The sequence below is a fragment of the Xanthocytophaga agilis genome, assembly GCF_030068605.1.
In the GTDB taxonomy this organism is placed as follows: Bacteria; Bacteroidota; Bacteroidia; order Cytophagales; family 172606-1; genus Xanthocytophaga; species Xanthocytophaga agilis.
In genome coordinates this window covers 1,572,170-1,587,083 of the sequence record NZ_JASJOU010000001.1, presented here as the reverse complement: position 1 = coordinate 1,587,083, position 14,914 = coordinate 1,572,170, and the positions used below count along the sequence as shown (strand labels likewise).

Annotated in this window: 10 protein-coding genes; 2 read left to right on the top strand and 8 right to left on the bottom strand. The window is 39.4% G+C overall.

The genetic code is table 11. The features are described 5' to 3' along the window. Positions 1-30: 30 nt before the first annotated feature. A complete protein-coding gene (locus QNI22_RS06510) occupies positions 31-1,188 on the bottom strand; it encodes a BamA/TamA family outer membrane protein (protein ID WP_314509817.1) in 1,158 nt (385 codons plus the stop codon). Between the two features lie 373 nt (positions 1,189-1,561). Here QNI22_RS06510 and QNI22_RS06505 point away from each other — a divergent pair, with 373 nt between their 5' ends. Both QNI22_RS06505 and QNI22_RS06500 read left to right on the top strand, forming a co-directional pair. After that, the gene (locus tag QNI22_RS06505; RefSeq protein WP_313977461.1) at positions 1,562-2,545 is read left to right on the top strand and encodes a bestrophin family protein; all 984 of its coding nucleotides are present in this window, start codon (positions 1,562-1,564) and stop codon (positions 2,543-2,545) included. 206 nt (positions 2,546-2,751) lie between these two features. Then, positions 2,752-3,849, top strand: coding sequence for a DNA alkylation repair protein (locus QNI22_RS06500; RefSeq protein WP_314509815.1), 1,098 nt, complete (start codon positions 2,752-2,754; stop codon positions 3,847-3,849). Positions 3,850-3,927: 78 nt separating this feature from the next. Here the strand turns inward: QNI22_RS06500 and QNI22_RS06495 are convergent, their stop codons facing one another. The 7 genes from QNI22_RS06495 to QNI22_RS06465 all read right to left on the bottom strand — a co-directional run bounded on the left by QNI22_RS06495 (position 3,928) and on the right by QNI22_RS06465 (position 14,884). Next, positions 3,928-5,184: a glycosyltransferase family 4 protein gene (locus tag QNI22_RS06495; RefSeq protein WP_314509813.1), complete on the bottom strand. Its 1,257-nt coding sequence runs from the start codon at positions 5,182-5,184 to the stop codon at positions 3,928-3,930. Positions 5,185-5,667: 483 nt separating this feature from the next. Beyond that, a complete protein-coding gene (locus QNI22_RS06490) occupies positions 5,668-6,804 on the bottom strand; it encodes an AAA family ATPase (RefSeq protein ID WP_314509812.1) in 1,137 nt (378 codons plus the stop codon). 63 nt (positions 6,805-6,867) lie between these two features. Further along, positions 6,868-8,781 carry a leucine-rich repeat domain-containing protein gene (locus QNI22_RS06485; RefSeq protein ID WP_314509811.1) on the bottom strand — a complete coding sequence of 638 codons (1,914 nt, stop codon included), beginning with the start codon at positions 8,779-8,781 and terminating at the stop codon, positions 6,868-6,870. A gap of 55 nt (positions 8,782-8,836) precedes the next feature. Further along, entirely contained in the window at positions 8,837-10,201 is a 1,365-nt protein-coding gene (locus QNI22_RS06480; RefSeq protein ID WP_314509810.1) for a vWA domain-containing protein, read from the bottom strand. Between the two features lie 48 nt (positions 10,202-10,249). Beyond that, a complete protein-coding gene (locus tag QNI22_RS06475; RefSeq protein WP_314509809.1) occupies positions 10,250-12,196 on the bottom strand; it encodes a leucine-rich repeat domain-containing protein in 1,947 nt (648 codons plus the stop codon). Between the two features lie 9 nt (positions 12,197-12,205). Next, on the bottom strand, positions 12,206-14,116 hold the full coding sequence (locus QNI22_RS06470; protein ID WP_314509808.1) for a hypothetical protein: 1,911 nt from the start codon (positions 14,114-14,116) through the stop codon (positions 12,206-12,208). 72 nt (positions 14,117-14,188) lie between these two features. After that, positions 14,189-14,884 (bottom strand): hypothetical protein, encoded by a 696-nt coding sequence (locus tag QNI22_RS06465; RefSeq protein ID WP_314509807.1) that lies wholly within the window; start codon positions 14,882-14,884, stop codon positions 14,189-14,191. Positions 14,885-14,914: the final 30 nt, after the last annotated feature.

Here is a 14,914-nt window from a genome sequence, read left to right as displayed (position 1 = left end):
CTAACCGAAAATGTTACAATTCTGATTCTGTTAGAATGCTTCTCCGATAAATATATAGAAACCAGGACCTTCCTGAGTAAAGGCTACATCCAATCGGGTGAATATATCTTTCTTAGGAAAGATAAGGAAACGAAGGCCTGCACCTGCTGACCATACAAAATCATGAAATTGTAAGGTGCGAACGCTGTTAAATACAGTCCCACTTCCTGCAAATACAGCAGCGCCTACTCGTTTGGTAAATCCCAGGGGTAAAGGCAGAAAGCGATATTCGACTTGAGCTGCAATCTGATTATTGTCTCTGAACCGACCCAAATAATATCCACGCATGATGCTTTCGCCACCTAATAGTGAAAGCTGATTAAAAGGTGGATTACCAAAGTTAAATTGTCCGAATACCTGAGCTGCCAGTACATCCCGTTTGTTAATAGGACGATAGATGCGAGTGTCAGAAATGACAGAGGTAAACGAAAAGTCGCTTCCACGGTTTTTGTCATAATTCAGGAGTGAAAGTTCTGAAAAGAACCCTTTACGGACATTCAATACATTGTGACGGTTATCATATAAGATTCCCAAACCAACTCCCAGATTGGCAGAGCCAGTACTCCCTGGCGGATGGTCGATAGGTTCATCTGTATTGAGTTCAAACTCAACAGAACTTAATCGCTGATAGTCAACTTCCAGTCCAAAGTAAAGGCTCGGATATATCTTGCGTAGCACTCTTTCTCTAATCTGAAGCAGATTGGCATTGACCTGGGCCAGATGTTCTTCAGGAGAGTCGGGACCAATACCATGGTAAAGAAGAGGAAAACTTTGGAGACGCAGCCGACCTAGCGAAAACCATTTGTTCTCGTGAGAGTATAATGCATGATCAAACCAAAAGCCATATTGTCGTTTTAAAGTAAGAAACGTAAAGCCATTGATTTCACTTAAACGATTGTTCGTATCTCCTTTGGCGTAAAATACATAGAGACTGCTTAACCCAAACTCCCAGCTGGTTTCGGGTGCATAGGCCAGCGTTGGATAAACTAAAAACTGAGACTTGGCATTTGCACTTGTATCATTGACAAGTTTATTCCAGTAACGGGAGATGAAACCGGGTTTCTGGTGGGGTTGGGTATAGGCGATTTTATTACCCAGTGATAGCAAAAATACTAGTAGCAAAAAGATACATCTTTTACCCTTTTTCATGACTTCCTGTATGATTTACGATGAGGCTATTTTTCTCTTTCTTTCATTTGTAGCTTTATGTATACTCTTCAGATATATCTACATGAAAGTATCTGATTTTGTAGATAATCTACTATCTGTCTCCCTTCAGACTTGTACGAAAATCGTACCACATCGCAACTAGCATAAGGATTGTCAGGCTAGTTAGTCTGAAGAGGCACATTATTTTACTTTTGACTTCTACGTCCTTTATGCTTAAACCCTAACTGAATAGTACCCCAAAGTGTATAATGTAGTTGCTTGAAAGATGGATAACCATTTTCAAGCGGACTGTCATATGTGCATATCAGAAATATACCCATTTATAAAGCTTGATAAACTATACATTCTTACCATGATTCTAAAACAAAAGTTTCCCTGGTCCAAACTTCTTTTTACTTTTCGACATACCAGCCTGCAAAGATCCGGAGAACGTATACTGGCTGCTACAGGCGTTGCTATTATAGTAACTGTCATCGAAGTTATGACAGATGTGAAGACCTATACACTTACAGCTATACCCTTTACAATTATGGGGGTTGCGATTAGTATTTTCCTGGGGTTTCGAAATAATACTGCTTATGATCGTTTTTGGGAAGGACGTATTCTCTGGGGACAACTGGTCAATGTGAGTCGTAGTTTTGCGCGGCAGATTATAACGCTTGTTGTGAAGCAACCTGCTTCATTGCAGGAAAGAGAGCTGGATAAACTGGGGAAAGATGGAGTCGCAGTACCTGAGCCTTATATGGCTTTTCAACAGGAACTCGTACGGATGATCATTGCGCACGTACACTCACTACGTCATTTGCTACGTGATACAACACCGGATGAAGAGTTGAAAAAATATCTTTCCAAACAGGATCTGAATTGGCTTAATGAACAACCTAATGTGACGTTAGGACTTTTACAACGAATGGGTGAAAAGATTCAACATGCCTGGCAAAAGGGATGGATACATGATTTTCACCTGCCTGTACTGGAAGCGAGTCTTACAGAGATAACGGCTATACAAGGTGGTTGCGAACGAATCAAAAACACTCCGTTTCCTGTTACCTATGTCATACTCGGTCACCGGATTGTTGCATTCTTCTGTTTCTTCCTTCCTTTCGGGATTGTCGATACTGCAGGAGTACTGACACCTCTAGTGGTGTTTCTTGTGTCACTAGCCTTTTTTGGATTGGATGCCATTGGAGAAGAGATCGAAGATCCATTTGGAACAGAGCCTCATCATTTGCCTTTGTCAGCTTTATGTACCACTATTGAACGAAACCTGTTAGGTTTTCTTCAGGAGAAAAATTTGCCAGCACCTGCAGAGCCTGTTGATAATGTATTGATTTAAGAGGTTTTCTTATCCAGGTTGGTAGTAGTACCAACCTGAACAGTAGGAAATGGGGTGTTAGTAATAACACCACTAACAAGAAAGACTGCAAACTCTTTTCCTCAAGTTTGGGATGGCTTATGTGTTGTTTCTGTGTATGTTTGCCGAGCAAAGGTTCTATTCCAATAATCGGTAAATGTAGCTCTGGCTACTAAAGCAACAAAAATATGAGTCTGATCAAAGATATTTATACACCTGCTTTTTATAATCGTTTTGCTGATGTTGTGACTCCTGTCATTCCATTCTTTGAGAAGGATACTTTTGTTAAGATGATCTTGACAGAATCCTTCACAAACATGGAATGGAAGGAGCGGATGTTACATACAACAAAGGTGTTTCATCATTTTTTGCCTGCAGCTTTTCCAGAAGCTGCACCACTGTTGTTAAAAACTGTAGATGCTTTGTTGGAGCAGGGATGGGGAGAAGATGGATTAGCTTTTGTGTTTTTACCAGAATATGTAGCTCTCTATGGATTGGAGGATCTGGCTGTAGCAGTACCTGTGCTGGAAAGGCTGACCCAATTTGTGAGTTGTGAATTTGCTGTACGTCCCTTTTTACTGAAATATGGCACTGATATGATTCACGAAATGACTAAGTGGTCTTTACATCCCAATCATAAAGTGCGGCGGCTAGCCAGTGAGGGGAGTCGTCCGCGTTTGCCCTGGGGAATTGCTATTCCATCCCTGAAAAAAGATCCTTTGCCTATCTTGCCATTACTCGAGAATCTGAAAAATGACCCGTCCGAATGGGTAAGACGTAGTGTAGCTAATAATTTGAATGATATTGCAAAAGATAATCCGGCTGTGGTACTGGAGATTGCACATAAGTGGAAAGGCCACAGCAAAGAGACAGATGCTATTATCAAGCATGGATGCAGAACTTTACTAAAACAGGGGCATACAGAGGTATTATCGTATTACGGCTTACAGAGTAGTTTCATTTCAGTAAAGGGTTTTGAAATTCGTACGACGAAAGTAAAAATGGGCGATACACTGGAATTTGCTATGGTGGTTACTAATACGCATACACAAAGCCAGATAGTCCGCTTAGAATATGGTATTTACTATCTAAAAGCAAATGGAAGTCTGAATAGAAAAGTTTTTAAAATCAGTGAAAGAGAATATAAAGCTGGAGAATCAATTACTGTGGTCAAACGCCACTCCTTCAAACCTATTACCACAAGGGTATTTTATGCTGGAATGCATCAAGTATCTGTGATTATTAATGGAGTGGAAATGGCTATATCTTCTTTTACTCTTGTATAACAGACAGAGGCCATTCTGAAATTTGATAAAAGGCAATCTACAAAAATAAGCTACAAAGAGAGTTGAGGGTGACACATGTTATTGAATAGTAACGCCGGACAATATACTTTCATATAATCTCTGATAATGCTTTGTTTGGGAATCTAATGAAAAGGAATATTCGGCTTTTTGACGTGCTGCTTCACGCAAAAGCTGTTTATCTGGAGATTTCAATATCCATTTGATTCCTTCTGCCAGAGAAGCTGGTTTAAAGGGTGTGGCCAGGTAGCCATTTTGCTGATGGTCAATAATATCAGGAATACCACCAATATTAAAGGCTACTGTTGGTGTACCACAAGCCAGTGACTCAACCAGGGTGTTGGGAAGATTGTCTTCCAGTGAAGGAGCAATAAAGACATCGGCAGCAGAGTAAACAAGAGATAATGACAGATTATCTGCAAAACGTCCCAATGAGTTGATAGGAAATTCTGTTTCCTCCATTTGCTGAAAAGAGGTTGCTCCAAATACAAGTAATTCAATTTTATCATTGAGCTCACTTTCATGCAGTTGTTGGAGGGCAGGGAGTAACAGATGTAGGCCTTTGCGTGTATCTTCAATATTGGCAGCTCCAAACAAGAGTAAATATTTGTCTTGGGGTAGATTCAGTAGCTGACGCGCTGATTGCTTATCAATAGGCCTGTATTGGTTCATATCCAGACCATTGGAAATTTGCTGGATTGGAACATTTCGGAATAACGAACTTTCGCGTGCACAGTTTGCCATCCAGGTACTGGGAGCCACCACTGACAGAGTAAGATCTTTCCAATACTTATTTTTTCGTTTCCAGATGTAATGTGATAGATCCTTTTCTTTTGTACTCCCTAGTACTGTACAAGCTCCACAAGTATGTTTATATCTGTCACAATTATTACTATAATGACAACCTCCTGTAAAAGGCCACATATCATGGAGTGTCCAGACAATCGGTTTACGAAAAGCCTGTAATGCTTTGAGATCCAGAAACCCGTGATTGATCCAGTGTAAGTGGATGATATCCGGGTTGAGTTTGTGCACTATGTCTGTAAATGACTGAAGTGCAAAAGGAGGGGAGAATGCCCCACTAGTTCTTTGTTTGTATAATCGCAGTGGAAGATGGGAAATGTGTTCGCTCAGTTTAAGTTTAGCTGATAGCTTTCCTAGAAAGCCATCGGGTGTGAATATAAATTCATCATCAGATGTTTTTACCTGCACAAAAGCAGATGATTCAACTTTGTCAGCTCGTAGTCCCTGATGCAAGCGAAGCATTGCCCGGCCTGCCCCTCCATCATCTCTTTGATTAAAGTGTAAAATTTTCATTATACGGAAATAAGCAGCTTGATCCCGGAAGTGAAATCAACTAAGTTTGGTTTCGTAAAATTAGGTTAAATTTTGCTGATTGGATAAAGGAAGAATAGGTGGTTCTGAACGCATGATTGTCTTACTATCTACGTAGAAATTAATCTGTTAGATTTAGTATTCTATACATTTTTCAGTGCTGATTGTTTATATACAACCAAAGTGAAGGAAAATACTATATAGAATACAAATTAAATGAATACTCTTCCTGGTCATAAAAGACCTTTGTCTGTAGATTAAGATCTGCGTGAAATATACAAAAGATTGCTAGGTTTTACTATGGCCTTCCATGAAAAGCTGAAATTGAGGTCTATGATATATTTCTTACTAAATACATAGTACATATAAAATCAGCATTGAATCCTTTTATATATAGTTAGTTTACTGATACACGAAAGAATTCAACACCGATTTTATATGTTAGCTAAACTTATACTTTAGTTCTTACATTTTTGACAATAATAGTTTACCTATTTCAGGAATAGCTAGTAGCTTTTTAAGAGATGTATTTTTACTATTAACCAACTCCTGAGCCATAAATAGGCGCATATCATTCGGGATAAATTCCAGCAACAGGAATAGCTTCAGATTATCCGTTTGGGCCTTGTCTATACTGATATTGTTAACAATAAGATAGTTGATAAGACGGGTAGAAATTACAGACAGGATATCCAGTCGTTTGGTTTTTTGTTCTACAAGTCCTCGTAACTGCTTTTCGATACCATCAAATTTTTTGGCATTGATGATTTCTTCCGGACTAATCAACTGGTTAAGTTGTAGCTTCACAAAGCTCAGAAAGGCAGCAGCTGTTTCTTCGTCCAGTGAGGCATCCGCCAGCATTTTTACCAAAGGTAAATTTTCTGACAGATCCTCTATTTTTTCGGTTTCTCTGAAAAACTGTACCAGTGACCGTGGGGTCGTCCGGTTTCCTGTTACCATTTCAGGATACGTTAGGATAAAGTTAATACCCCGAGGGTCGATTTTGGCTGCTTCTGCCCAACGTGCCCAGCTTTGTACTTCAAACTGCAAAGTGATGTGCAACATCCGTGTAAGTACGGCGTCATCCATAGACGTTACAGAATAATCACCCCCATCAGGGTTAGCGGTAAGGACAATATGCCACTTAGGAGGCATTTTCCAGCTTACCAGTTCATAGTTTTGTAACAGCTGCATGATACCACGCAAAATCCTGTCGTCGGCACGGTTTACGTCATCTATCAGGAATATTCCAGGTCCTTCAGTACGTGGTACCCAGTCCGGAGGAATAAAATGGGTTTGCTGTCCGTTTTCATCTATTTTAGGCATCCCTACCAGGTCACCCATTTCTTCAAACTGAGCAGGAGCTATATAGACAAAATTAGCTCCTAGCTTATCTGCTACATTTCGGACAATCTGTGTTTTACCAACTCCATGCCGTCCCCAGATACAGACAGGTGTTGGCGGTTCATTGGGTTTGGGTGGTGTGATAAATGTATACTTGAGTACATGTTCCAGAAATCCTTCCAGCTCTAGACTGTTACATTTGGAGCCGTAGGTGATGTAATTAAAATTCTGACTGTTGGGATTGTCGTTTTTAGCCATGCTGCGTTTGAATTATAACTAATGATTGTTTTAAGTTTTTAAATTTTATTATTGGATTATATGTTACCGGATTTTCAGGAATAAATCTCCTCCATACATTTGTTCACTCTGATGTGGTATTTTTTGTTGGTCCGCACTATTCACACATATCCATTCCAGTTTTGGACATTGTTGGAGCCAGTCCCAGTTTTTAACTTTGCATCCTTTCATTGTCAGTCGTTTCAGGTTGGGTAATTGTGCAAGAATGCTAAAATCTTCCATAGAGTTACTGGAAACATCTAGTTCAACCAATGACTGTAACTGACTAAGAGAGGCAGGAAGAGTACCCTTACATCCGTTAAGGTATAGCCTCTCGATTGTAGGGATCTGTACCAGTAAGGAAAATACCTTTTCAAGATCCAGTTCGGGGTTTGAACTTAGGTGGAGTGTTTTCAGGTTAGGAAATAAAAGGATGTTTTCTGTAATTTCCTTTAGTCCCAGACGTCGCCAGTCTATAGACAAACTACCTGTGTTTTTTCCATAGTGACGGTTGAGATGGTGCTGGTATTCTACCATCAGCAAAAAGTCAGTCCGGCTTATATTTTCGTGTGTGCTGATACGTAGATTGAAGTCTGTCTCCTTATAACTTGGTTTACCCATAAGAGGTACAAATGCTGCACTACCCACTTTCTGATATACCTGACGGGCTCTCTTCCGGATTTTGGTATCTTTATGTGTCATGGCAATGGCTGCAATCATACTTTGTACAGCTACAGGAGCGCCACCACTTTCCACCATTTGAAAGGCCAGGTTTACATTTTCATCATCACCGGAACACAGTAGCCGGATGATACTCTGGTTGAGTTCTTCATTATCATTTTCAAGCAAATAGGGTTTTTCCAGATAATGCAAAAACTCAGTCAGGTGTTCTTCCACAATAAAACTTTTGTCCTCCAGAATAACTTGCTCCAATACATTCCAATCACTTTTTGTATGCAGTATATAGATAGGTTCTCCTCCTGACTTCTCTTCCAGTGATATTTGTGTGTCTTTAAGTTTGGTTTTTAATGTGGTTTTATTGGCAGAAGCCAGCTTTTCATAACCCATTAATACAACAGGAACGGTAGACTTGTGTTTTTCGAGTAAGTGATTGGTTGTATAGGTTTTGACTCGATTCCAGCTTTTGACGCTACATAAAAACAATAGCTCTCTGTGTCTGTCGGATAGTGGTTGGGTAGCGTATTTCTCGCGAAATTTATTGACTTCTTTATAACCTACATGCCGATAATTGAAAAAGCTTACCTGCTTAAATTTACTGAAGAATAACGGGATACTGGTTATATCCTTAAAGACCATGGATATGAGTTCGACATGTTTGAACCGATCCAGACCTAAGAGTACTTCTGTGAGTGGCTCACTCTTTTTGGGATAAAAGTTTATTATTTCTTCCAATACTGGAAATGTATGTAGTAATTCCAGCATACGGGCAAGAGAGAAGGGTAGAGTTGTATAGGACTGTAAATTTAGCATTTTCAGTGCTGGTAGTTTCGCCAATGAACTCCACCATTCATAATTGTCTGTTTGGGGAGGTTGCAGACTGGTTAGATTGGGAAGGTATTGTAGTTGCTCAGGAAATTTGTCAACTCCCTTTGTTTCAAAAGGTATAGATAACTGAAGTTTTTCCAGTTTTGTCGCATTTTCCCAATCTTTGGGAAGAACAAGTGAAGAATCAAAACGAAACGATAGTGATTTGAGATTAGGCATTATCTTGAATGAAATCTCAAGGTCTGGGGACTTATAACCCCAAATATCAAGAGATTCTAACTGAGGATTTGCCTGTAGTATTTCTGGTAATGTCACCCATTTATCCGAATCTTTAAACTTAGTATCAATATAGGACGAGATATTATATGTAAGCTGTGTATACTTTTCCTGATTAAATTCTTCAAAGGTTATTTTTTGAGGATTATCATAGGTTCTAAGGGATATGGATTTCATAGCCTGTGTACTGGTGAGTTAGAAAAATGGTTTAGTTCTTTGTTACAATGAAAAGTTATTCTCTGAGTTTTACACGTCTGCCTGGCAGTTGCTGGAAGGTGTCGCTGCTTTGTTCTATACCCTCTTTGGTGATAATCCATAACAACGGGAACCGGAGATGCATTTTAGGAACAGACCCATACCCATCTGTAAAGTAGATCATCATGTCAGGCAGGTATTCCTGATTTGCATAAAGCAATGGAGGTTCAAAGCTGGTTCCGCCACCTCCTGTAACCGTTTTAGGTACAATACCTCTATATTCGTATATATTGCCGATAGCAGCGTCACATTCCACAATACGGACCTCTGCCCCAGACCGCCAGATATGGTAAATTTCGCTGAAAAAGGTGCTTAGCTCTTCATTTCCAATACTACCCGATGTATCAATCGCCAGTAATACTTTCTGCTTGCGTTTTACCTTGATGCCTGGAACAGTTCCATACCGTTTGGATGGTTTTTTCAAGGTGTTTTTAATATACGTCTTCCGGCTACTTTCTGAAAAAATACGCAACGCCTTACGCCAGTTAAGCTGAGGCACTTTACGGATCATAAAAAGGTCAAGATAACGCTGTAGATGTGCAGGAAGCTTTCCAATACTTTTCGGACCAGCCCGTTCAACAGATATACGGATCAGGTTATCAAGCTGCATGTCATAGATACTTTTTTCCACTGGGTTGAGGCGGGCTAAGGCATCCCATCCCTTATGACGCAACATCTCTTCTGTCCAGTTTTTGCCTATTGACTCCAGCAGGTTATAGGTATTTATGGTTGGCCTTTCTGTATTGTCTTCTGAAGAGTCTGAAGGCTCCTCCGAATTTTCAGCATCATTTCCACTCGCATTTCCATTTCCGCCAGTAGTGCTACTATTATCCATTCCTGAAGACTTACCCTTTCCTTTTTTTAGAGATGGTACTTCACACTTGCTGTTACAACAACCTTTGGTGTCCCACACTTTTTTCAGTTTATCATAGTAATAATCTACTGATTCAAAGGGGGCGAGGTCAACATCCGGGAAGGTATCAAGGAACATACCCGTTTGTGGCAGATGGCTCCGTGTAATGTATTGATTTACCACCAGGTCTGCGGCAACATTATACAGGAAGGGGATGTGGTGTTTTTCAAGCCGGGTAACGTGTTTGAATACCAGGTGCAGTACTTCATGTTTTACCAGACCCAGACGTAATTCTTTACTTGTTAAGGTTTCTGTCCAGAATGTTGGATTTACATACAATACATAGGTATCTCCGTTCACTCCAACGGCCATGGTTCCAAATGAGTTATCAATCTGTTTGTTCAGACTTGACAGAAAGTGGGCATAATACGGTTCGTTGAGAATAAATTCAACACCTACCCGTGCTACTTCATCTAAAATATTTTGCATACTGACAATGGTATCTTTTTAACTACTAGCTGTGTTGTGGTTTGATTATTAAGTTCTATGTACTCGTAAAATTTGAACATGAGGTGCGTAGTGTTGCCAATCAGCCAGAACGTTATCTATGTTCCAGTTAATGTCATTTTTATGTACTTCAATAGTCTTTAAGTTTTCTATTTTACTTAAATGTTCGATAATTTGTTTGTTCATTCCACTCATCGTATGCTCATATACTACCAGTCTTTCTACAGGTGTATAAATGGGTAAAGACAGTAAACTGAACCAACTGTCTCGTATATCCAGTGTTTGATCCTGAAGAAGTGCACTGGCTGCATATTTCTGAATTTTGCCTTTTGTTTCCAGCCAGGGATACAAAAGACTTATGTTATGTTGTGCAATGCGCTGAAAGATATTTTCTTTTTGAAGTTGAACCAATGCATATTCGGCAAGGTCATCAGCCTTGTATGAAATTTTGATAATTAGACTTCTGAAAAAGTATTTCCACCAGTCGTTATACTGTGTACTTGGATCAAATGTCTGACGATCATAAACTGGTGGAGTATCTACACTGGTCAGGAACATTTCAAAAGCTGTATCAAACAATAGCTTTTTGTCTATTACCTCTTCCTGCATAAATATTTCCACCAAACGTTTATTTTCTTTTTGCCAGTGTTTTTTTACCAGTTGCACCATCTCAAAAGGCCCGGTTTGCTCAAATACTCTTCGCAGGTCTGGGGCTGGATTGTAGACGCGCCATATTTTGTAAAAACACATACAGAATACATGGTATAAGATAGAAGCGGGGATACCTCCTGTTGCTATCATCTGTAATGCCAGCTTAATATTGTCTTCACTGCCAGAGAATAACAACCGACGCAGATTTTCGGCCATTGAGTCATCAGCTTGTTTCAGGAAGGGCTGTTCCAGTTGTTCAAGCCATTGGCGCAGGTGCTCGGCAGTCGCAAAGGGTAGGGAAGTCTGGTAAATGGTACTAATATTATTTTGTGTGAGGTTTTCTCCTACAACCAGATGTGTTGTATTGGGTTGTAGTTTGGTATGTACGGTGATCTGTTGAGCCTGCAGCCGTTCGATTAAGGCCTGGCGTTTCATACCAAAAAATAAATTCCCTAACAGACAGATGTTTGTTTCAGATGGCTGTATACCTGACAAAAAGAGATCTGTTAACCGTTGGTTAAGTAGTATATGTACTTTCTGTTGAAATGCCTTTAATTCTATACTCAATAATGCACACAAATCCTGATCGCTGGCCTGGGCTATCTGACTGGTGTTATCCGTAAATACAGCCCATGCTATGTTGGGTAGATGTGCAGGTAGTGATTTTATTTTATTCAGAAACTGAACTACAGGAGTACCATCTCTGTACAGAGGATTTTTAGCTATAGGATTTCCTGCCAGATTTAGCTTCTGTAGTTTTTTGAAATTCAGGAAACCATCCGGTAAATGAGCAATTTTGTTCGCTTCTAATCCTATTATTTCCAGTGTTGGAAAGCGTTCAGCCTGAAAAGGAAGATTCGTGAACCTGTTACCTGCCAGACTTAGTTTTTTCAGATTTACCAGTTGATGAATAGAATCCGGTAGGTCAGTTAGCTTATGACGTTTGATAGACAAATGGGTAAGGTTGACCAGTTGTCCAATTTGTGATAGCCAGCTAACATCTATTTTTTTTCTGGATTGCTGACGGAGTTCAAGTTTAAGGACTTTCAGTTGCTGAAGTGCCAGAATAGCCTGTATCATCTGATTGTCTACCTGTTGGTATACCAGATGTAACTCTTGTAATGACTGTAGTCTTACTATTTCAGCTTTTATCAGATCCCACCGAATGGTTTCCTCTCCCCAAATGCATTGCAACTGTTCAAGAAAAGGAAACTTGTGTACCAAGACTATATCTTTGGCATTCTTTACCAGCAACGCTTTTACCTTCTGCGGTTCTTGGAGGCCTTCTGCAATAGTATATACTTTGTTTTTTATTTCATTAGCCATAGCCTGTACTTAATAAGTTTGTACCGTAATCTGAAGATGGGGTAAGGTATCTTTCAGTTTGGCAACTCCCTTCTGCCATCCATCATAATACTCTTTTCCATAAGAAGTGGTGATATCTACCGAGTAATGGTATAGCACTAATTCTTTGAGACTGGACATTTTCTGAATTGTCTTTCGATTGGTAGCTACCTCTGTCATTACATTCTGAGAACAGATAATCCGTTCAACGTCTGTAAATTCCAGTAGTTCTGTGGGCAGTTTAAACTTTCCAAAATAACTATCATCTGTAAACAAGACATTGAGTGTTTTTTCTTCTAGCTGTGCTTTAATGGCAAGTCGGCCTGGTTCGCCTCCTGCTACAAAACATCGTTTGACGAGGTAATGAAAAGACCGAAGAAATCCTTCATCATTATAGGACTTCATCCGCTGGCTGTTTTCAATAGCAAATATGCGTAATCCTGCTGCTACAAGCTTGTTAAGGTCAAAGAGTTCAGATGGTTTGTCAAATAGTAAGTCAATAGTTTTGTAAAATCCTGCCTTCTGTTGTTTGACAATGAAATCATGTTGTTCGGGTGTTGTATATTTTTCAAGAAGCTTCTTAAAACCAGCTCTATAACCTCCTGTTTTTAGGAAGCTCAATAGCAAAATCATATAGAATATATCCTCAGGTATGCCTCCACTCAGCATAATCTCTGTTGCGATTTTGATGTTACTTTCTTCCTGACTGTGTAACAGGCGAAATAAGTTTTCCTGGGTCTCCGCATCAGATTCTTTCAGATAAGGTCGATCAAGTTGTTGTAAAAAATCACGTAAATGCTGTGGCAAAGCCAGTGGTAACTGATGCTTAGCTACTTCTGTTACTTGTTTGGCTGTCAGGCTTTCGCCTATGCAAAGTGTGGTTGTGCTTGGAGTACGTTTTTCTGTGGCTTCGATACCATGTTGTTTTAGTTGCTCAATAGTCTCTGGAACAGATATTCCTTTAAACTTCCCAATCAGGGCAATATGTTGAGATGGGGTGCCTTTCTCCTTTAGTGGATTGACTACCTTCTTCAATAATTTCTGCATGGCTTTTCGGTTCAGTAACTCAATATCCATGCTCAGAGCAGGTAGCAGATCTTCTGTTGTCGCAGATTCATCTGGTTGGTTTTGTAACAGATTTAGATACAACCCCCGCAGATGTGTTGATGTGTTTTGTTTATTACACTGAGCAATCAGTTTGGTAATCATGGCCTCCTTTAATTCTGTTTTTTTCAGAATTGGATTCGCATACAAAGAGATATTTGTTAACTCTTTAAGAGAGCTTAGCCAGGATGGAATTGTTGTGAGGTTATTACGGGATAAGTCAAGCGATTTAAGCTGTGAGAATGATTGTAGCTGTTCTGGCAGAGTTGTCAGATTTGCTTCTGAAAAGGAGAGCCGTGTAACTTTTTCTGGATTGAGATAAGGAAGGATATCGTGTATTTCTTCGAAAGATGTTAACTCCATATATAAGGCTGTTGCCTGAGATAAGGGTTCTGACAGAGAAATGGTACACCCTTGAAAGTGTATGGTTGTTAAATGAGGAAAGCCATTCAGGGATACAGAAAGAGGCTCTTCCGCATGATAGCGTGTATAGCCATAGCGAATCCATAGTTTTTGCAGTTGAGTAAATTTGTGTAGCTGACTGACAACTTTCTGCATCCAGACACCTTTGTTTTCAAAGGCTCCAATTTCTAATACCTGCCAGTGGGGCTGACTTAAAATTTCCTGAATGAGCGAATCGGGTTGTGGGTTTGAAATTTTTATCTCTTGTTTGGTGTAGGCATCTCCAGATGGTAATAGTAGCTCAAACTTGAACCAGGTACTAAACTCTGTGAAATCAATGCCAATGCAAGTAGGATAGGCCTGAAATGCCTCTGTTAAGGACGAAAAAGTATTCATAAACTGTTGTTAGATAGCTGGTCTTCTGAGTATGAAGTGTATTGTTAGCTTATATAAAGAATGTTTTTCTTTTCAAGGATAAATAACCAAAGACTTTATTAGTGTATTTATTTTCTTTAGTACCGTTGGTTTCGAAACACCAGCAGGCAGAGGTCGTGGATTATCATAAAGTTTCATATCGTCGGCTAGAGATAGTTGATTATTATAAAGTCTCAATTCATAATGATCTTTTGTAATAGTTTCAATCATCACAGATCCTCCATCTATGATCTGTAGATTGACGTCTGGGTACAATTTACCTAGTTGGACTATTTCCTGATTCATTTCTTCTCTTGTCGGTATATTTAATAACCCATTATTTATTGCATTTTGAATAAAAGTTTTCCATCCTTCTTTGGGAGATACAGGTTCTCTTTCTAATTGCCTTGTGGTAGAATAATGTAAAATGATACGTTCTCCTTTCCATTCATTGTTATGAAGAGTGTATTTATAGCAATAAAGTCCTTGAAAACTGCCAAACAAATACAATCTAATCTCATAATCATTCTTAAAGGAGGTAGAGTCAGAGATTTGTAGTAATTTTTTACATCGTAGAAAGGATTCATACTCTCCATAGGCTTCAGAAGAATGTTGGGGTATATGTAGCATTTCATTAAAGGAGAGGGATGTGTCTACATTGGAAGTAACAGGTGGTTTCAAAGAAGTTTCTTTCTTCTCATTTTTGCATCCCAATAAAAGGCATAGAATCAGATAATAATATGGTTTCATTGTCGACAATAGATTCCAGTTAACAGCTTT